This window comes from Halobacillus sp. ABA4_118 (assembly GCF_056160205.1).
Genome location: NZ_JBSWWS010000001.1, coordinates 709,783 through 731,118, shown reverse-complemented (window position 1 = coordinate 731,118; position 21,336 = coordinate 709,783). Strand labels below are relative to the sequence as shown.

General features: G+C 46.0%; 13 protein-coding genes. 9 read left to right on the top strand and 4 right to left on the bottom strand.

Going from position 1 to position 21,336, the window contains the following annotated elements; translation table 11 throughout:
* The first annotated feature begins 7 nt into the window (after positions 1-7).
* Genes ACXAGL_RS03725 through ACXAGL_RS03705 form a run of 5 tightly spaced genes read left to right on the top strand, consistent with a single transcriptional unit; the run spans position 8 to position 5,888 of the window.
* Entirely contained in the window at positions 8-1,468 is a 1,461-nt protein-coding gene (locus ACXAGL_RS03725) for an oligosaccharide flippase family protein (protein ID WP_474989901.1), read from the top strand.
* Positions 1,458-2,702 carry an O-antigen ligase family protein gene (locus ACXAGL_RS03720; protein WP_474989899.1) on the top strand — a complete coding sequence of 415 codons (1,245 nt, stop codon included), beginning with the start codon at positions 1,458-1,460 and terminating at the stop codon, positions 2,700-2,702. The genes ACXAGL_RS03725 and ACXAGL_RS03720 overlap by 11 nt, the downstream gene beginning before the upstream one ends.
* Positions 2,703-2,716: 14 nt before the next feature.
* Positions 2,717-3,811 carry a glycosyltransferase family 4 protein gene (locus ACXAGL_RS03715; protein ID WP_474989897.1) on the top strand — a complete coding sequence of 365 codons (1,095 nt, stop codon included), beginning with the start codon at positions 2,717-2,719 and terminating at the stop codon, positions 3,809-3,811.
* Positions 3,812-3,840: 29 nt separating this feature from the next.
* A complete protein-coding gene (locus ACXAGL_RS03710; RefSeq protein WP_474989895.1) occupies positions 3,841-5,106 on the top strand; it encodes a sugar transferase in 1,266 nt (421 codons plus the stop codon).
* Positions 5,107-5,120: 14 nt separating this feature from the next.
* Positions 5,121-5,888, top strand: coding sequence for a glycosyltransferase family 2 protein (locus ACXAGL_RS03705; protein WP_474989893.1), 768 nt, complete (start codon positions 5,121-5,123; stop codon positions 5,886-5,888).
* Between the two features lie 784 nt (positions 5,889-6,672).
* Here the strand turns inward: ACXAGL_RS03705 and ACXAGL_RS03700 are convergent.
* Genes ACXAGL_RS03700 through ACXAGL_RS03685 form a run of 4 tightly spaced genes read right to left on the bottom strand, consistent with a single transcriptional unit; the run spans position 6,673 to position 12,396 of the window.
* Positions 6,673-7,782: a glycosyl hydrolase family 8 gene (locus ACXAGL_RS03700; RefSeq protein WP_474989891.1), complete on the bottom strand. Its 1,110-nt coding sequence runs from the start codon at positions 7,780-7,782 to the stop codon at positions 6,673-6,675.
* A complete protein-coding gene (locus ACXAGL_RS03695) occupies positions 7,760-9,040 on the bottom strand; it encodes a glycosyltransferase family 2 protein (protein WP_474989889.1) in 1,281 nt (426 codons plus the stop codon). The genes ACXAGL_RS03700 and ACXAGL_RS03695 overlap by 23 nt, the downstream gene beginning before the upstream one ends.
* Entirely contained in the window at positions 9,033-10,748 is a 1,716-nt protein-coding gene (locus ACXAGL_RS03690; protein WP_474970973.1) for a DUF2334 domain-containing protein, read from the bottom strand. The genes ACXAGL_RS03695 and ACXAGL_RS03690 overlap by 8 nt, the downstream gene beginning before the upstream one ends.
* Before the next feature lie 52 nt (positions 10,749-10,800).
* Positions 10,801-12,396 (bottom strand): DUF2334 domain-containing protein, encoded by a 1,596-nt coding sequence (locus tag ACXAGL_RS03685; protein ID WP_474969552.1) that lies wholly within the window; start codon positions 12,394-12,396, stop codon positions 10,801-10,803.
* Between the two features lie 559 nt (positions 12,397-12,955).
* On the opposite strand from ACXAGL_RS03685, the gene ACXAGL_RS03680 reads away from it, so the two are divergent.
* From ACXAGL_RS03680 to ACXAGL_RS03665, 4 genes are all read left to right on the top strand, one after another.
* The gene (locus ACXAGL_RS03680) at positions 12,956-13,726 is read left to right on the top strand and encodes a tyrosine-protein phosphatase (RefSeq protein ID WP_474970974.1); all 771 of its coding nucleotides are present in this window, start codon (positions 12,956-12,958) and stop codon (positions 13,724-13,726) included.
* A gap of 177 nt (positions 13,727-13,903) precedes the next feature.
* On the top strand, positions 13,904-15,970 hold the full coding sequence (locus ACXAGL_RS03675) for a S8 family serine peptidase (RefSeq protein ID WP_474989887.1): 2,067 nt from the start codon (positions 13,904-13,906) through the stop codon (positions 15,968-15,970).
* A 115-nt stretch (positions 15,971-16,085) separates the two neighbouring features.
* Entirely contained in the window at positions 16,086-16,490 is a 405-nt protein-coding gene (locus ACXAGL_RS03670; protein ID WP_474989885.1) for a GNAT family N-acetyltransferase, read from the top strand.
* A gap of 227 nt (positions 16,491-16,717) precedes the next feature.
* Positions 16,718-21,007: a cell wall-binding repeat-containing protein gene (locus tag ACXAGL_RS03665; RefSeq protein WP_474989883.1), complete on the top strand. Its 4,290-nt coding sequence runs from the start codon at positions 16,718-16,720 to the stop codon at positions 21,005-21,007.
* Positions 21,008-21,336: the final 329 nt, after the last annotated feature.

The window sequence follows — 21,336 nt, the reverse complement described above, 5'->3', positions numbered from 1 at the left end:
ATGGGCAGTGAATACAAAGAAAAATTCCATTATGACCAACATTGCGCACCTCTTTTACAGTACGATCCTGTCGAGTCTGTTGAATGCCGGAGCCCTTATAGTCCTTGCCTCCTATCTCCAATCCTATCATTATGGATTATTCAGTGTGACGCTGGCTTTCGCCATGATCATGGGATACTTCACGGATGCAGGTTTAAGCGGTGTTGTCCTTCGTGAAGGAGCAAAAGAAAAAGTGGATCAGAATGTTCTGGTGACCTCTTTTATCAAGCTGCGGATCCTTCTGTTGTTCCTTACTTTCCTGCTGGGGCTGACGATAGTCTACCTTATGAACAGGGATCATTCGGAGCTGCTGCTTACAGCAGTCGTTTTGATTCTGCCCATGGTGAGCGGTTTAGCCATGCAGAGTATCGGAACGACATTCTTCCAAATGAGAGAGAAAATGCATATGAGCGGTATGATCCGGATGACATCTGCCTTCTGCCTAGTGACCTCCATGAGCATCGGCATTTTGCTGGAACTTCCGCCTCTCTGGATGACGGCTCTTTACGGCAGCTCGTATTTAACGGCTGGACTGCTGAGTATCATTCTTGTCTTAAGGCATGTACGTATTCGATTTACCCTTCCCTTTCATAAAGGGTTGATGAAGAACTTAGGGGCCTTTACCTTGGGAGGATTGTTGTTCGTCATGCTTCCTCACCTGGGGCCGATCCTTTTGGAAAAGACGATTCCGCTCGCTGCCGTCGGCTTGTTTGCCGTCGCCTACCGGATTCCACAGGCTCTGCAGCAGGTACCGTTTATCGTAGCGGGGGCCTATTATCCGGTGTTATTTAAAGCGTATCAAAGGAATAACGCGGGGGAACACCTGCATCTGCATGTGACGCAGATTAAAATTATGAGTCTTGCTGGAATGATGATGACGATCCCTTTCTTCTATCTATCTCCTTTTATCGTAGAGCTTTTGTTTGGTTCGCAATGGGCCGGCGCTGCGCTGCCGTTGAAGATTATGTCGTTGATGCTCACGGTGCAGGCGGTGAATATAGCCGTTGCCGATGGCTTGACGACGATGGAAAAACAGACCTCAAGGACCATTGTACAATTGATTGCCGTCCTCATTGGGGCAGGCTTATATACGGGTTTAAGCTTGTCCTTTGGTGTGACAGGAGCAGCCTGGGCCGGCGTCAGTATTGAAGTGGTGGCGTTGACGGGGTTTTGGATTTGTTCACCGGTACGTGCTGTTATATTGAAAAAGTCTATTTTTCCGTATCTTTCCTACTTCATCGTCACGCTGGTGGTGCTGGAACGGCTGGCTTTACCGTCATTTTTCAACGCGGCCATTCATCTTCTTCTGGTCATGGCACTGCCTGTTATGGATGGCGATATTCGCTCAAAGATGATCAAGATGGGCGGAAAGGTATGGAGTGGGTATGCAAAAAGAAGGATGAAAGAGGAAGTGAATCATGGATCATAATCTGACGGAACCTTCCAAGGGACATGTGAAAACCATATTCTTCCTCATTCTCTTTGTCACTTTTGCAAACTTTTATTTGTATATAGGTTTCGCCTTGAAACCTTATATGCTTTTCTGTTTTTTATATTTGGTTTTTTCCTTGAAATTCTTCCGTTTGTACCCGGTGCAGCTTTTTGAAAGTGCCCTCTTCTGTTTTTATCTGTGCTATGCCTTTTCTGGAGTGTTTGCTTTATATCCGATGTCCAGCGTGAGAATATCTGTCGGCATATTCATCTATCTTGTATGCTATTTCATTATGAAATCCGTTCTGGGACGGGCGCAGACAGGGGCGGTCCATAAAGGATTGGCTTGGACCGGTGTCATCTTCAACCTATGCAGCCTTCTCTTCTATGTGGCCGGCATGCAGAAAGCAGGGTTCAATTTTGACAGGGAAGGAGAGAGGATTACCGCCTATGGCTTAATGATTGATCGGGACTACCCTCGTTTGATCGGTCTGCTGCAGGATCCCAATTTCTTTGTCTTTTATAATACGCTCTTTTTTGCTTTCTATTTGTGTAACCCCAGAGGGCTGCTCAATAAAACGGGTTTGTTATTGTGTATTACGGCCAACATTCTCACATTTTCGCGCGGGGGCCTGCTGGTTATGCTTGTCCTGTTCCTGATTTACGGGGTCATCCATCATCCGCTGAAGCAGTTGAAGATGATCCTCGGTGCGGGATTGTCCATGGCATTTCTCTCCTACGTGCTCGTTATTTACTTCAAATTCGATTTGTATGGAATCCTGGAATCCCGCATGGAAGATTTCGGCGAAGATGGCGGAAGCGGACGTTTTGAATTATGGGGTAAAGCGTGGGGGTATTTTGAGAATCATATCGTGACAGGGGTCGGCGCCTTTAATTTCCCGGACTACAATGCGTACGAGTACGGGGAAGCCTTATCTGTCCATAATACATTTCTGGATATAATATCAGAGTCCGGGCTGCCGGGCATCTTCCTGTATCTCCTGTTTATCCTTTTGCTGTTTTATCAACTCGTCCAGAAAAAGGTGTACAAAGACCGCCCCTATCTATTCCTGACGTTTATAGGACTGCTGCTTCAAATGGCCTTTTTATCCGTAATTATTAATGACATGTTCTTCTTATACCTGGCTTTGGTTTCCACTTATCTGCACAAAAGGACAAATGCAGCTGTAAATGAGCGAGGCGAGAGCCCTGTAAATCGGAGAGCTTCCTAAATGGAGGGATGGAAATGAACGTATTGTTGCTGACGGACAAGTTGATCGTCGGTGGAGCTGAAACCTACTTTTGTAAGCTGGAAAATCATTTAACTCACAGGAATCTGACCTTCTATTACGGAGCTGCGGGGGGAGAGCTTCAAAGCCGCCTCCTTCATCAAGATAAGTATGTAAAGTTGACAAGATACTCTCACAGGCGGAATTATAGGATACTTTCGCGCTTCATTAAGAAGCATTCGATCAAGGTCATCCACGCGAACAGTCTGCGCATGCTGGGATACGGGATCTTATTGAAGCATTTCTGTAAGTGGGATATCCAATTGATCTATACGAAACACAATGTCACTATTCTCGAAAAAAAGATGCCATTTCTTTTCAGAAAACTTTTAAACGCGTATGTAAAACGGATCATTACAGTAAGTCAGTTTGAAAGGGATTCGCTGGTTATGCTCGGGGTGAACCCTCAACGGATTCAGACGATCCATAACGGAGTTGATCTTCAACAGTTCCCTTTTAAAAAAGCCGGACAAGCATCACCCATCCATGTAGGCATTCTTGCACGTCTATCAGATGAAAAGAACCACGAACTGTTCATTGAAATAGCAGAAAAAATGAAGGATGAAAAGCAGTTCCGTTTTTTCATCGGAGGTGACGGGCCCGGGAAGGACCATCTGCAGCAGTTGATTACCCGGAAACGTTTAGATGATCAGGTGGTCATGTGTGGAGGAATCGAGCATCCGGAAGCCTTCATTAAAGAGATGGATGTGATGCTGGTCACTTCGAAAAGAGAAGTCTTTCCAATGGTTGTGATTGAGTCGATGGCTGTCGGTACCCCGGTGGTATCCATCGACCGCGGTGGAATCAAGGAAGCGGTGACCGATGGTGTGACAGGTTACTTGATCCCACGGCACTCGGCGGACTTGTTCAAGGAGAAAATTACGCAGTTGTTTTCCAATCCCAGGCTGCAGAATCACATCGTGAAAAACTCAAGGGAGCGGGTGGAACAGGATTTTTCCCTTGACCAAATGGTTGAAAAAACACTCCGGGAATACTTGTTCATCACAGAAGGAACAAAAAAATTTTCGCCTGTCGTTCTTAATAAAGAATAAAAATTCTCTAAGGTGAAGGTGGGTAAAGCATGAATATCATGACTCAATATGGATGGTTAGTTACAGCGGTTTGCTTTAGTGCTGCCCTTCTCGTTTTCGGACTTGTGTTGTATATCAAGTCAGCGGTTTTCCAGGTGCCTCATGCCTTAAGGACTCTTCCTTTGAAGCCCATAGGACTGATCATGGGGGCTGTCGTTCTCTTCCTGTTAAATATAAGCGTATTAACGGAAGCTCCTTCTCTGTCGAACGCTCAACTCGTGCTGTATACGCTCGTGCTCCAGACAGGTGTGCTTCTTCTGCTTCTTCCTGTTTTTGGATCGACAGGAAAGCCGAGAAAGCACACCCGTGTCCTCTTTATTGGCGAGGATCCCTTTTCAGCTGGACATTTCTTTCATGAAAACACCAGGAACGAACTGATTTATTTTTTGAAAGATGCTGATGAATCCTTTTTCAACCGTCAGAAGGACGGCTTTGACCGAGTGGTCATCGATCATATGATTCCCTCGAATCAGAAGGTGGCACTGACCAACCTTGCTTTGAAGTATGACAAAGATATTTTTATCATTCCTGAGCTTTATGACCTTGGCATTCATCAGGCGAAGACAGGATATGCTGGTGATTTACTGGTTTTTACGATTAAACCCTTTCATATGACAACGCTCCAGAAGCTCTTGAAAAGGGGGATGGATCTCTTATTATCTGCATCCTTCCTTCTAATGACAAGCCCTGTCCTTGCGGTGTTGACCATCCTCATCCCGATCACTTCCAAAGGACCTGCTTTTTATAAGCAGGAAAGGCTGGGGATGAATGAAAGACCTTTTTCCATATATAAGTTCAGAAGTATGGTGGTGGATGCCGAGAAGCACAGCGGCCCGGTGCTTGCCCAGGATAAGGATCCACGGATTACACCAGTGGGGGCCTTTTTACGGGCGACCCGGCTGGATGAACTGCCTCAGCTTTTCAATGTGCTCAAAGGAGATATGAGTCTTATTGGTCCAAGGCCGGAGCGGGATTATTTCGTCAAACAGTTCAAGAAAGAAAACGAGGAGTATGGTTACCGTTTTAAAGTGAAGCCGGGAATAACCGGGCTGGCACAAGTGTATGGGAAGTACACGACCTCTCCTCTTAATAAGCTGCGCTTTGATCTGACCTACGTGAGGAAATACAGTATTCTGCTGGACATCAAGGTATTACTCCTGACAATCAGAGTCATTTTCCAGCGTGATCAAGCTCGAGGTGTGGAAGTCACAGACGCGAAAATGAAGCGCATTGAAAAAAAGCAAGCGATCCATTAATAGGAGGTTGAGACATGATGAGCAAGGATAGGGTTAGTATCATTACACCTGCCTACCATGCTGCAGGGCATATTATGGAGACCATTCGAACGGTTCAGAAACAGACCTATACCGATTGGGAAATGATTATCGTCGATGACTGCTCCAAAGATGAGACTGTATCCATAGTGAAAAGAGAGCAGGAAAAAGACGATCGAATCCGGTTGATCTGCCTGCATGAAAACAAAGGCCCTGCCTACGCCAGGAATCGGGCGATTGAATCAGCCCGGGGAAGATATCTCGCTTTCTTAGACAGCGATGATTTATGGATGCCCGAGAAGTTGGAAAAGCAGCTTTCTTTTATGAAAGCCAAGCATGCCGCTTTTACCTTTACCGCCTATAAAATGATGAAGGAAAGCGGTGAAAAAACAAACCTTATTTTCAAGGCACCAATGGAAGTCCGCTACAAAGATCTTTTGAAAAACACTTCCATTGGAACACTGACGGTGATGCTGGACCGCCGCAGGTTCGGATCGATCCGTATGCCTCTTTACAGAGATTGCTCAGAAGATTACGGCTTATGGCTGATGCTGTTATCCTCAGGAGCAACGGCTTATGGATTCGATGAGCCACTCGCCTTCTACAGGAAGTGCAGCGATTCTTTGTCCAGCAACAAATGGAAGTCTGCAAAAAAGACGTGGAATACGTACAGGAAAGTGAAAGGGATCGATAGTGTGCGTTCACTCTGGTATTTTATGAATTATACGGTTCATGGAGTGAAAAAGCACTTTCGTCCTGTATAAGCAGGCACCTCAGAGTAGGGAGATGGCAGACATGAAAAATCAAAGCAGACACAGACTGGGATCTATATAGTTTTCCAGTGCCGCTGCCATTCTTTTTGTTGTCATCGGTCCCAGCACCCATTTTTTTATTCAGAGGCGGGATAGCAGTGGATGAATGGGGCTCTGTGGGAGCGGACAGGAGGAGTTGATTTCTTCTTTGTGGTTACAAGGTTTATGATCGAATACTTATATCATCGTAAAGCCGGCGGGATTTCGCAGGTCTGCACCTTTCTAATGAAAAGGCGGATCCGAGTTTTTCCGTTTTACGGGATATTTACAGCGACGGCTGTCATCTTTGCTTATTTTTTCCTGGTTTCGACGGGGTTTATTCTTCAAAAGAAATCTCCTTTTCCTTCTCTTTACTCCCTTCCTTTATAATCCTGAATTTTTGAAGCTTCTTTTGATCCTGTATGTTTTCTTTACTTGTTCTTTAAGTTTCATGTGCTCCATCACACTCGAATGATCATGGTTATGACCTTCAGTATCCTCTCCTCCTGTTTCGTATACAAATGATGCAGCGGCCACTTTCCATAGTATGGAAGAATTATGTGCTGGACAGGAACAAGTCCACGTTTCCAGCGGTACCTGCTCATGTAGAAAGGGTGTCGAGAAAGTTCTCGACACCCTTTTTCCATCCGTGGTATTCCGAATGTCTACCGTTGAGTGACAATCAACACGACATACGTACAGCTTTACTCGTAAACGAATAGATAACAACTATCTGCGGTATAGGGGCTTGTCCGCCTTAAAGCCATCCGGTATGCTTAAGTTTTTCAACAGCCAGTAAAGGAACGAGGTTATCAAAAATGTGTGTGTTTCCATCATGAATGGAGTATCCCCCGCGGTAACTCACATGATTGGAACGGAACGCTGTCATACGATCATACGCCTGCATGGCTAATTCTTTGTCTTTCAATTCGATGGCGTACATGATTAAAAAGCCATACACAGCTGGAGATTCATAGTCGACTACGGGCTCATAATCAGAAGGGTTGTATCTTCCATAAAGAACACCGTCCTGTTCCATTTCTTCCTTAATAAAAGAAATCAAGGCATTGGAAGGAATCCCCAGCTGCAGCCGGTTATTGGCGGTAATCATCTGGTCGATCATGTTGATTTCTTCATCATAGGCAAAAGACCCCTTCGCAATGTCGTAGGTCTTAGGGTAGAAGGAGTTCTTCGTTTCTGCCTTTTCAAGTACGTCGATGGTCGTATTATAGACGTCCTGAGTGATATGCCCTTGCTGCCGGAGAAGTTCTATCCCTTCCACATCAATATAAGAAAGCGTGAGGGAGTGGGCTGTTCCTCCGCTGGACTGATCTGAATAATCGACAAGGGTGGACTGATACGTTAAGGACCGGCTTACATAGTTTCCTGCCTGTGCTGCGGCTTCTGTATATTTCGGTTTGTTCCATTGTTCTCCTGCAGCATAGAGGGCCTTTACGATTCTTAAATCATCCACTAGAGCATTCACAGGTACTTCAGGTTGTCCGGAAGAGTCAATCTTCCAATAGATCAACCCTTCCTCATCCATAAAGTAATCCAGAAGTAATTGAAACTGCTCTTCAAACAACGACTCATCCTCAGCTTCTACCGCATAGAGGAGAAGAAAACCCATCGACTCTGATAAGCTCTCCCTTCCCTGCACTTCGTCAGAATCAAGAGCTGTTTCCGGTTTCATATACGTGGCAGGTGTGTTGTTCTCGTTCGTTAAGGACGTCTTTAAAAAGGCAAGGGTATCCTGGTTGTCTTCATTTCCGTAAATGATTCTCCCTCCGATCATGACTAAGAGGATAACCAGCAGCCATACCGCTGCCTTTTTTCCTCCTGCTTTAAGATGCTGAACGGTTTTCATTGGTCTGCTTACCTTGGAATCGCTGTGTTTTATACCATTTCACTTCCTGTTTGAACAGAATACGTTTCGCCTCAAGGAAGGAGGCGTAGACGACGAGAATGATCCAGAGCTGGGAGTAGGTGAAATACATAAACAGGACGACCGCAAAGTTTTTCCACGTGAGCTGCTCTCTTTCAAAGCTGAGGCTGAGTGTCACCTCTGTGACAAAAAGGAGGAAGCCCAGGATGAGAAGGACATAAGAAACCATTCCCATAGACAAGTTCAAATCCCAGAAAAGATTCAAAATGAAAATCGAGTGGGAAATCATCACCCCTCCGAAGAATAATAGATAGGTGAACAGGAAATAGACGAGGTCAATCACAATCTTCTTTTTCTCCAGCTTGTGAAGCGAGAACAGGTATTTGAAAATGACATACTCATTGCCACGCGCCCAGCGTGTCCGCTGTTTCCACCATACTTTCAATACTTCCGGCTCCTGTTCCCAGGTGATCGCCGCTGGGAAGAAGCGGATGTGGTAGCCCAGATTGTAGACCCGGAAACTCAGCTCGGTATCTTCGGATAAGGCTTTCTCATCCCATCCGCCAAGTTTTTCAAGGATCGACCTGCGGATCGCAAAGTTTGTTCCGGGGATGGTGGCCATTTTGAACCAGAACCATCTTCCGGCCTGCGCCAGCCATTGGAAGGTAATGGTCTCAATATTGATCAGGCGGGTAAGCAGGTTTTTGTTTCCGTTCGTGACCCGGAACTTACCGACGACGGCCCCGGCTTTGGCATCGTTCTCAATGCCGAGCGCCAGGTAGCGGACCGCGTCCGGCTCGGGGGTATTATCGGCATCATACACGACAATCACATCGCCGGTCGATTTCTTTAAACCCTGGTTCAACGCACCGGATTTACCTTTGCCGGCGTGCGGGGGTTTCGTATGAACCGCCTTGATTCTCGGGTATTTTTTGACGTAGGTATCAACGATTTCCCCTGTGGCATCACTGGAATTATCATTGATGACGATGACTTCAATTTTGTCTTCTGGATAATTGAGGTTCAGCATCGCCTTCATCGTTTCTTCAATCACCATTTCTTCATTGTGAGCCGGAATCAGAACACTCACAGAAGGATAGTGGAAGGGTTTCTTTTCCCACCGCTCTTTTGTACGGCGGTATTCAATGGAATGCCTGTAGCCTCCCTGCATAAGGAACATATGGTAGAACAACATGGCCCATATGAGGAAAAGGGACGTGTAGAGAAGAATGTCAGCCAACTTGATCACTCCGTTCGTTTCGTATTAAGCGTCTGTAGGAAATGAAAGTGTAAAAACAAAACAGCAGGACACTGACAGAACTGACTCCGACCATCGCCCACGTCACTTTATCCGCGGTATTCTGCACAAAATAGTTAAACAGCGTTTTGGAGTCTCTGAATAATTGGAACGTATTCTTATCTACATGCACTTGTCCGTCAACAGTGGTGATGACTACTTCATCTGACTGGACCGTTGTGTCTTGTTCTTTCAAGTCAATCCAATCAATAGGCATTTCCTTCAGTCCACCCACCACTTCTTCCAGGCGCTCAGCTCCGAGGTAAGGGTGATAGAAGAAGGAGACCATGCCGTCTCTTACCAACAACTGCTGCTTTGCCTTCTGAACAATCTCTTCTGCTGCATGGTTGTTATCAGGTTCCACATAGCCTAATGTTTCGGGCAGAACCGTCATTCCATGAGTGAATGACGGGGAGGTGGTGTATGGAGCGCTGTCCATAACCTGCCAATTCTCGTCGGATAGCTGCATCTGCCCTACATACGTGGAAAAGAATTGGGAGGCTATTTCATATCCGTGCTGCGACATCGTGTAGTGAGGGGCCTCAAACGCAAGGGGGTACAGGCCGAATCCGGTGAGTTCCTGTATCCCTTTATTCAACTTAGTTTCTGTATACTCTTTTTCAAAAGCTTTCAGTTCTGCCATATAGTCTTGATAAGCTTCTCTTGTATGAAAATCATCTGGTCTTTTTATCGGGGTTGGATCACTGCCTTCTTTATAGACGGGGGTATTGTTCTCTACATCCCAAAATTCAAATCCTTCCCCTGTTTCAGAGGTACGGTACTGGTGGGTATACCCGTGAAGAACAACCGACCCACCATTCTCCTGCAGGTCTTTAATGACCTCAAGCGTTTCGGGATAATCTGAGAAGTGTGACCTTTTGCCTGTATCAGGATCCGTATATACAGGGATGACTGCCATCATAAAAGGAATATCGTTTTCAATGAGAACCTCGCCTGTTTCTTTTAATTTTTCAGGATCCACCAGCGGGTGAATATCTTCGAGGCGGATGTACCCTGGATGCTGTTCCTCGTGGGAGCTGTGATAGATTTCATGAAGGAGATCTCCGAACAGTGTAGAAACAGGGGAGATGACGTCAGGAGACGCCACAAAATAAGATCCATGCTCCTCCACTATTAATGGATGAGTTTTCTTTCCACCTTTTCCCCAGGCGAGCACCTGCATGTCTTTGGTCTCTGGAACGGTGAATAACGATTGAAGAGGGATCTTTATTTTATCTTTCTTATCTCCATCAAGGTACATATAGTTGAAGTTGGATAACTTCTTCGACGCTTCAAAGCTGAAATGATTGTTGAATTGCTTTTGATTATGACCGATCACAGTAAGGGTGCCATCGTAGGTGCCGATGGATTCCAGGAAGGAATCGGGAAGCTGTTCGCTCCGGCTGCCATAATAGAAGACGTGAGTGGTATCCTTCGTATCTTCCGGCTGGAAATCAGACACATGAACGAAATCGATGTTTTCTGTGAAATGACTCAAAAGCATGTCCAATTTGCGTTCGTCTTCGTCAATCTGACGGTTCAAGGATGAATAAACAACCAGTGTTTTTGTATCTTCTGCTTCAGCAGAAACCAGGCCTTTACTGGTGAACACCATCAGGAAAGCACATAAGACGATCAGGTATTTCTTCATGTTTGCACCTCTTTAAAGAATGTTTGTTTTTTATAAAGAACGAAAGGGTATGTTAAAACTCATCTTCCCGTCGTTTTCTAATCGATATCATATACGACATACCGATGACTATACTTGAAAGACTGATCCCGGTAATAATGGGTAACCATTCCATAGTAAATGTAACCTCCCGTTTATTTAATGCAGGTGTTTCTGCGGGTTTTTCCACTTGCGGTTCTTTTTTGTCTTCCCCCAGCCACTCCTCTTCTTTTTGAGGATTCACCGGAAGCCCCTGCCACACGAGTCCAGGAATTGTGTTCAATTCCTGGATCATCTCCTTCAATCCGTCGACTCCCATATAAGGGTGGTAAAAAGCACTCATCACACTGTCTCTCGTAAACTGAAGGCGGGACGCCCGTTCCATCATATCGTCTATAGAAGAAGTGTTACCATCTTCCTGATATCGAAGAGTCTCTGGAATAAATGTCATGTTATTTAGCATATCAGGCTTGGTCAGTACCGGTGACTCTTCCATTACCATCCAATTGGAATCAGATAGCTGCACCTGTCCAATGTATATAGGGAAATAACGGGAGACCGTCCGATATCCCTCCTTCGTGAGGCTGTAGTGGGACGACTCAAATCCATAAGGGACCAGGTTGTGTGCAGCGAGTTGATGGATGCCTTTCTGCAGTTTATTGTTCAGCGTCTGTATGAGATTTTCTTCATTCATCTGCTCGTTTTCTTCTGGTGAAAACTCAAACCCGTCTCCGGACACTCCTTCCCCGTGTTGATCGGTATACCCATGCAGGACGATGACAGCTCCTTTATTCTGAATGGTCTGCAGAGCTTCAATAAGCTGGGGAGCATCCTCAAGGTAATAGGTTTCCCCTGCCTCCGGGTTTTTGTAAACGGGTGTGACCGATACCATAAAAGGGATATCCTGAGAGAATAAAAAATCGGCACAATCCATAAGCAGGGATGGATCGAGGGTCGGGTTAACATCTTCCAATCGTAGAAAACCAGGGTGGATCTCTGAATGGGGCATGCCGAAAATTTCATGAAACACTTCACTCAGTGCAATGGAATCTGAATAGGAGATATCGGTATCCCCGTAATAATAATGGGAGGATGCTTGAATGAGCAGGGGAAATGACGCCCCCTTGTATTCCCCATACAACCAGATTTTCCCGGCATCTGAAACCTCGATATCCAATACCTGCTGAGCTTCTGTAAGAGGGAGTTTCTCTTCTGTGAAGGGACCGGATAATTCGGTTGCCAACCGCTTACCCCCGGTATATTGATAAAAATCAAACCCTTCCAGCTGATCAGCATTATAGCCAAAAGCTGTCTTGATCCCATTGAATTGATCAATGGCTCTTCGAGTGGAGTTGGAAAGAGAACGCTGAACAGCTCCGAAATATAAAAGATGCGTTGTTTTTTCAAGATCTTCCGGTTTTAATTCTCCGGCATCCATCCATTCCTGCTTGGTTGTAAAATGACTGATGAGAAAATCAAGCTTCTGGATGTTCGGATCAGATTCCCCCTGATCTGACGAATAGACGACGGTTACAAAAGGCGGTTCTTTTATTCCTTGTTCCTCCTGGGCAGAGACAGCGAATGGAAATGCCAGGACTATCCATAGGAACAGGAGGATTTTTTGAGGCAATTCGACCTCCTCCCTCAGACATATTCTTTATAAAGAACGTACAACAAATTACAAAAGATTACAAGAAGTATATCTGAAGATGGAAGATACTCTGGAATAATGAACATTTAGACTCATATTATATGGCTGCAGGTTCGCTCGTCCACACTCCACAGGGAATTTGAAAGCTATGGGAGCAGTTTAATCCTTATTATATGTCGTTTTTTCTGTATAGATAATATCTCATATGTTCTCGATTGAGAAATAGGGATAAGAATACAGAACATATCTTTTTTTTGGAAATTCTATGAAATTTATCATTTCTACATTAAAACAAAAATGGAAGATATATAAAGTAATATAGAGATATAGACCTCTATAGTGGGGAAGATCCATAATTTAAGGAGAATGACGTTTAAAATAAAGCAAAATCCCCCTTTATTCCAGGAGGACGTCTGTATTATACTGGATATAGTTCTCAATAATGAACGTCCGGGGAAGCCTTCAGCTTCTTTTATTTTTTATCCATTTGTTTCCTTTAAAGAAGGATTCTTCTATAAAACGCAGAGAGGTGAGAGGTATGATTGATTTGAACTGCAAAATCCTTCCGGGTACTGGTGATGGACCGGAGTCGATGCAGGGGAGCCTGGCGATGGCCCAAAAAGCTGCTGAACAGGGTGTAGAAACGATTGTAGCCGCTCCAAGATTCCATCCTGAGCAGAGTCCAAGAGCAGTTAAAAACCAATGCGAAGAGTTAAACAGGGAATTGTTCGATCAAGGGATTGAACTCCATATACTCCCAGGACATGAGGTGAAGATCTACGGTGAACTTGTCGATGATCTTAAAAATGGTTCCATTCTCCCGATGAATGAAAAGACCCCATACATTTACGTGGTGTTCTCTAACAAGGACGTCCCACATTATGCCAAGCAGGTTCTGTATGATATGCAGATGGAAGGGTTTATTCCTGTCATCGTTCATCCTGAACAGAATCAGGTGTTCCAGCAGCAGCCGGATCTGCTGTACCAATTTGTGAAAAATGGTGCCGTGACTCAAATTTCAGCGGCAAGCTTAGCGAATAAACGGGGAAAACCTTCCCAGAAGCTTGCGATGCAGATGATCCGTCATAATTTGGCGCATGTGGTTGCTTCCCATGCTGTAGATGATAAGAAAAGAGGCTCTTTCTTAAGGCAGGCGTATGATAAGGTTCAGAAATCATTTGGTTCTGATGTGATGTATCAGTTTATGGAGAATGCGCATGTACTCCTTGATGGGGAGATGGTTTATACTGATCCACCGGAACGGATGAAAACGAAAAAGACACTTGGGATTTTCCCATTTCAATCGTAAACGCTGGGTATTTCAAATCCAGCGTTTTCTTTATGCCTGATCAACGTCAAGGTCCATAAGGATGGGTACAAAGTCAATATTTAAAAAAACTGCAGCCCCATGTAAACTAAAAGGAGGATACGGGCATCGGACTAGAACCAGTCCCGTATTCTCTACTACATAAAAAGGAGTACATATATGAACGGGAACTTCGTACGATCGATCATTGCAGCCGCAGTCTTCTTTATGATGTTCAGTTTAATGATTCCAGTGATCCATGCTGAGGAGGGAGAACAGGTTCACCTGATCGTAAAATATAAAGATAACGTCACCTCACAGTCAGGGGGGCAGTCTTTCCCGGTGGATGTAGTACCAGTTGATAAAGAACAAGTCGCTGAGAAACAAAAGGAACTGGCGAAGGATCCTGATGTGGAATACATCGAAACAGATGTAAAAGTGTATGCCCAGGGAGACATTCCTGACGATCCCTATTACCTTAATCAGAAAGAGACTTTTGATGCTGTGAATGCGGAAGAAGCCTGGACGACTTATGCAAAGGTAAGAGGAAAGGACCCGGTCGTTGCGGTCATTGATTCCGGAGTGAGCCTCAAGCACCCGGATCTAAAGGGCAGATTAGTCGAGGGGACGAATATCCTCGAACCATCAAAGGACCCGGAAGATACCTTCGGCCATGGAACCCATGTTGCCGGTTTGATCGGTGCGGCTACAAATAATAATCTCGGCGTTTCATCCTTATCCACGGGAGATGTACAGATGATGCCTGTGAAAGTGATGGAGGCTAAGTCCGGGAATTTGTCCGACGTAATTGAAGGAATTGACTACGCTGTAGAACAAGGCGTAGATATCATCAACCTAAGCCTTGGAACGTATGTCTACCGGACGGCACTGGCCGATGCCATTGCATTTGCTCAACAGGAAGGCGTCCTCGTCGTGGCTGCCGCGGGGAACGATGATCGCGAAAAAGCGTTGTACCCCGCGGCTTTGGATCCGGTGATTTCTGTCGGAAGTTATGACCTCGAAGAAAAAGAAAAAGCTTCTTTTTCCAATTATGGCCCTGAAGTTGATGTCATCACTCCGGGAACAGACCTTTATAGTACCTACCTGGACAATGGGTATACGAGCATGGGGGGAACAAGCATGTCCTCCGGTCATGTGAGTGGTCTTGCGGCCTTAGTTGAAAACCACGCTCCTTATTTAAAGGCTGGACAGGTGCAGCGGTTGATTGTCAATGCAGCAGAACCTGCTTCCAGTACGTACGAGCTTGGAGAAGGGATGATTGATGCCGGGAAAACGCTTGACCAGGTTCGGGATTATCGACGGATATCTGGAGCGACTTCCGTTGAAACATCGACAGCCATTTCTGAAAAAGGATGGGACGCTCTACAAGAAGAGACGTTGACCATCGACGGAAAAAAGGAGCAGGGGAAATTCGTGATTCTCGCTACAGGAAAGGATTTTCCTGATAGTCTGGCTGCATCACCGCTTGCTTCTTATCTGGACAGCCCTGTTCTCTTAGAACGCCGCAGTGAACTCTCCCAGTCGATTAAAGATGAATTGAAGCGGTTGGACGCGACCGACGTCATCATTATCGGAGGAGAAGTGGCCGTTCCTTCTGGAGTGGAGGACGATGTTGAAAAATCAGGCTATGACGTCCACAGGATTAAGGGAGCGGACAGGTATGAGACGGCTGTAGCTGTCAATGAATCCATTCCTTATGATACAAACAAAGGTTTCGTTGTTTCAGGTCAGGAATTCCCTGATGCTTTATCGGCATCGGCGTACAGCGGAATAAAGCAGTATCCGATTTTATATGTGAAGCAGGGTGAAATTCCAGAGGCTGTCCAAACATATATGGAAGAAGAAGGCATTACAAAGAATTATATTGTCGGTGGGACCCAGCCAATTTCTGAAAAGGTCGCCACAGCCCTTCCCGATGCCAATCCACTAAGGGTTTCAGGAAAAAATCGATATGAGACGAACAAGGCGATGCACAAGACCTTTGGCTCTCCTTCTGCCGGTACGCTCTATTTTACAACTGGACAGAACTTCCCGGACGCGATGGCAGCTGCTCCTCTGGCCGTGAAAACGGAAAGTCCGGTTATTTTGACGAACGAGAGGTATGCACCTGTAACAGCTGAAAGCATCCGGAGGTTCGATGAACGTTCCAGTTATTACATGATTGGAGGGACGCAGCCTGTACCTGCAGAGCATGCGTGGGAAATCGATGATATTTTTTACCGGTAATTTATAATAGGAAGAAAGTCCGTTTTCTTTGGAGGAATAAGTTCCTCCTGCAGATTCTTTCGTAGGACAAAGGTACGGGAGGAAATTCGGAAATCTTCAGGAAAGGAGTTTTTGTATGGAAATCTCCTATGCTTCAACGACAGGGAACATCACCCGGGATGATCTGCAGACGTTATTCACCTCTGTGGAATGGGACTCAGACAGCTATACTGATGAACTGTTACTAGCGATTCAGGGATCACATTCCGTGATGACAGCCTGGGACGGCAGGCGGTTGATTGGTTTGGTGAATGCGTTGTCTGATGGTGCATTGACGGTTTATTTTCATTACATGCTGATCCATCCGGAGTACCAGGGCAGAGGTATTGGGAAAGTCATGATGGACCACATGCTGGATCGATACCAAACATGCCGGACGAAGGTGCTGATCGCCTACCCGGACGTGGTGGAGTTTTATGGAAAACTTGGTTTTCAAAAAGAAGAGGGAACCACCCCTCTGTTCATCTCGGACCTTATTTGACATGACTCGTTCATGTGCATGATTTTTCATAGGAAGAATGGCCGAACCCGGTGAAATCACCGGGTTTTTTATTTGTCACAAATATTCTAAATTGAGCGAATATTCATTGACGATATTCGGAGGATAACGTACAATCTAATTTGTAATATTTTGAAATATTTATGAAAAAAAGGAGGCATAGAAATTCTTATTGTTGGACCAATATCATAGGGAGGTCATTTACTTTGGTGGCTGAGAAAAACAAAAAGAACGTGAAGAAGAAAGCATTATCGGTGTTAGCCAGTGCAGCTATCGTTGCGTCTTCGTTTGCCGGGATTGGTACATATGGAACAACAGGGGTTCAGGCAGAAACAAAAGCTGCGAAATCTTTTAACACGTTAATGAATTATGATGAAGTCGTTTCCCTCGCTAACAGCTCGGAATCAAAACAAGAGCTGGTCATAATCGGTGACGGGAAAACGGATGCGACAAAACAGTTGGAGAAGCTGGGCGTCAAAGTCATCCAAAACCATAAAAACTATGGCTATCTGGCTGAAGTGCCGACCAATAAAATTCTGGATATCGTAAAGCTTGATTCGGTTCGTACGGTTGGGGAGAACCAAGAGCTTGAACTTGCACCGGTCAATCCTGATGAATTGAATACGGACGGCCAGGACCAGGTGGATAAAGATGCAGTTGTTGACCCGGATCAGCTGGAGACCCATCCATCTACAGGCGTTGATGGTTTCCACGATAAATTCAGCGGTGAAGGTGTCCGTATTGGAATCATCGACTCTGGTCCAGATCCAGGACACGAATCCTTCACAGATCTTCCGGTAGTTGATGAAGAGTCGGATGAAACTTCTGAGGAAGTATTTGAGGAAACGAGAAAATATGGGGATTCCCACATTACAGACGTCAGAGACTATACGATTTCCAACGAATTCATAGACCGTCCTTACGCCGCTGAGGAGCGTTATTCCAGCTACAAGGAATATACAGGACAGAACGCCAATTATCTGGCGGAAGGGGATGTTCCTTTCTTTGATGAGTTTGAAGAAGGAGACACGATCTACGAAGGCATTTTCAAGACCGAGGGGATCGACTCTTCCGATGATAAATTGTATTACGGAGAAACCTGGTTCGAAGCCAAGGCCGACCTTAACGGCGATGGTGAGTCTGGAGAAACCTTCGGCGACTGGTTCCCTGTCCTTCTAGCAGGGGATGAAGTCTATGTGGATACAGACTTTGATTTTGATTTTACAGATGAGACGGCCTATAAAGAAGGCGAAACGGGTACTTTTGATATCGACCCTACGGATGATGTAGCCGGTGCCAACTTCCGTGTGAACAATTTGGAAGAGCAAAAACTATTAAACAATGAAACTCAGGAATTCGATGCTGTGAAGAAGGTCAACTTGTTTACAGACTTCAACGGTCACGGTTCCCACGTTGCCGGAATTTCTGCAGCTAATGGGCCTCTGAAATCCAACGCTACAGGAGCGATCGCCGGTGAAGGTGTGGCTCCGGAAGCTGAGCTTGTCGGTCTTCGTGTGTTCAAAGAAGAAGGCGGAGCTTATACGTGGAGTATTCAACGCGCGATGATTGATGCTGCCCTGCCTGAATCTAAAGGTGGATACGGTGTCGATGTTGCCAACTTGAGCCTTGGCTCTCTGCCGGACTTGAATGATGGCGGCGGAAGTTACGGCGAGTTGATGACACTGCTCAGCGACCAATACGATATCGTTTTTGTTACATCTGCGGGGAACAGCGGACCTGGAATTGATACGGTCGGTTCACCTGGGGACGTAGCCAGCGTCATTTCTGTTGGTGCACATATTGATGAGCAGATGTGGGCGAAGGAATATGGTGCCTATCCTTATGGTAAAGATGAAGACGGCAATCCGCTTGAAGGGGATGGCCTCTGGTACTTCTCCTCTGTAGGACCGAATGAAGCCGGAGATCAGAAGCCGGATATCGTAGCGCCTGGTTCTGCCTATGCGGCTCAGCCTGTCCACCAATTCCCGGAAGGCCATGCTTATGATGTCCTCCAGGGAACGAGTATGTCAGCACCGCATGTAGCCGGGGCTGTAGCATTGCTGAAATCAGCTGCAGAAAAAGACCGTCTGCCATTTGATTATGAACTGGCCCGCGAAGCACTCGTACAGACAGCGGATAAACTGGACGGTTACAACCGTGCTCAGGAAGGTCAGGGACTGATCAATGTTCCAGCTGCCTACGAGTACATGAGAGATAACTTTGTCAATGATGTGGAAAATGTCGATGTAACGGTCTTCCACGGGGAGAAAATCTCCGGCGGACCTGGATTGTATGTGCGCAACAAGGAGATTCCAGAAACCGTGGAAGTGTTGATTGAAAACACTTCTGATCAAGCCAAGACTCTTGATGTTTCCGCCTCCCATGACTGGTTTACGCCATCGGTTGATGAAGTCAAACTCGGTGCAGGCGAATATGAGTATATCGATGTCGAGTACGATGCATCCAAGCTTGAAACGGGTGTGAACGCAGGGAACTTAATCATTGATGATGCTTCCACACCTTATGTCGAAGCTAGAAGTGCCCAGACGATCATCACGGGCTATGAGTTCACGAAAGAAAACAAACACCGCTTCAGAACGACAGACGAAGTGCAGTCTTCCCAGACGAAAGGCTACACCTTCGACGTTGATTCCGGTGTAAGTGAGCTGCGTTTCTCCTTGAACGCTCTGAAGGAAAGCGGAGAGTTCCAAGGCCGTGTCCGTATGCTGGTGTTTAATCCAGATGGCACACAGGTAAATGAGTTTGTCGGATATGCCGGCTACGACGGCATTGATGTCGAGGATGTTGTTGTTCCATCTCCGAAGGCCGGGGTATGGGAAGTCCATGTTTATGGAACGATTGCTCCTCAAGAAGGTAAGGAAATGAACAAGTACACCTTAGATGCAGTCGCCCAGGATATCGTCAGTGAGCCGGGCAGCATCGATCTTGGTAAAGTCGGATCTTCTGAAACCTTCGAGAAAGAAGTATCCTTTACCAACTACATGAAAGAAGCGGCAAACGTGAAGTTTGAAACGGTCGGCTTCAGCGGCCCTATCAACAAAACCATTGAAGGAACAGTCACTCAGGAAGTCGACGAAATCCCGAATGATGGTGATTTGATTGATGTTGAAATCAAGAACAATGTCTCCTTGAGCGTAGATGTGGCTCCTGCTGAGCCAGTTGATCTGGACCTGTTCCTATTCAACGAAGATGGAGATGAAGTCGCCTCCAGTGCCTCCAGCTCCAATGATGAAGCTTTCACTGTAACGGGTCTTCCTGATGGAAACTATCAGATTGCTGTGGATTACTTCGGCACCGGTTCGGCTTCTGTTGATTACAAGCTGAACATGACTGAAGAAAAGCTTCTATCTTATGATTCTGATGAAAAAGGCGAAGGTTCTGTTACAACAGATGCCAAAGCTACTAAACTTGGTGTTGGGGAAACCGTAGACGTTCCTCTTTCCATCACGACTCCAGAACAGCCGATCAAAGGTTACGCGGGTCTGTACATGGTGGATGCCGATACAGATGAAGTGCTCGACCTTGTACCAGTAACAACGGATGCGGACGTTGTCAATGTCCTTTCCGGTAAAACGCGTGAAGGTACAGCGCTTGAAATTTCCCAGGACCTTTACCCGGATGGTGGAGCGGATACCGTTGTCGTAACGACCGCTTATAACTTCCCGGATGCCTTGTCAGCTGGACCAATGGCTTCTGCTGCAGAAGCGCCGGTCATCCCAGTAAACAGAGATGGGAAGCTGAGCAAGGAAGCGCTGAAAGAAATTGAGCGCCTTGGTGCAGAAAACGTTTATCTTGTCGGTGGAGAAGGCGTCGTTTCTCCTGATGTCTTCGCTCAGTTGAACACGATCAGTATTGCTTCTGATCAGATTGAGCGGGTTTCCGGTGATACACGTTACAGCACAAACCTTGAGATCGTAGAAAAACTGCAGAACGACTTTGGTTTTGAAGGAAATGGTGTATTCCTTGCGACAGGTAAAAACTATGCGGATGCGTTGAGTGCCGCTTCCATCGCAGGTGCTGAGGGCATGCCGATTGTATTGACAAACGGCAAGGATCTATCTGACGAAGCTCTGGCTGTCCTTGAAAACGAAGACGTTTATGTGGTCGGTGGAACAGGCGTCATCTCTGATGAGGTCGCTGACCAGGCGAAAGAAGTCGCCGTTTCCGTGGAGCGCCTGTCCGGTGCGAACCGTTACGGCACGCTCGTCAGCATTTTGGAAGAGTTCGAGCCGAATGCAGCGAATCTATTTGCTGCAAGCGGACGTAACTATCCGGATGCTCTTGCATCTGCACCGCTTGTAACAGGTAAAGATGGTATGCTCCTGCTCGTTCAGCCTGATGATCTTCCGAAAGAAGTGGATGCGTACTTAACGAAGTATGTGTACACTCATGATATCTCTTCTGTCACTGTTCTCGGCGGCGATGCTGCTGTAGGACCAGAAGCGAAGGAAGAACTTCAGAACAAAGTCACCAAATAAGCTTTTCCATTAAAAGAACCCTCCATACTGGAGGGTTCTTTTAATGGAAAAGCTCTGTTAAAGTCTGTTGTTTATATTCTAAACGATTACTAAATCGTCTCCGTCTGGAATCAGGGGTCTGGTCCGTTATTTACTCAGGGGATGGGATGGCAGGGAAAACCGTCCGCTTTCCGCGGGGAACGATGAGCCTCCTCGAACTTCGTTCTCCGGGGCCTCCCCTTGTTCCTTTTTCCCGCAGGAGTCTACCTGTTTTCCCTGCCATCCCTTTCGTAGTGGTGTAACGGACTTCGGTTATGTCTCCTTTCTAACTACCCTACTTTGAAGAGGAG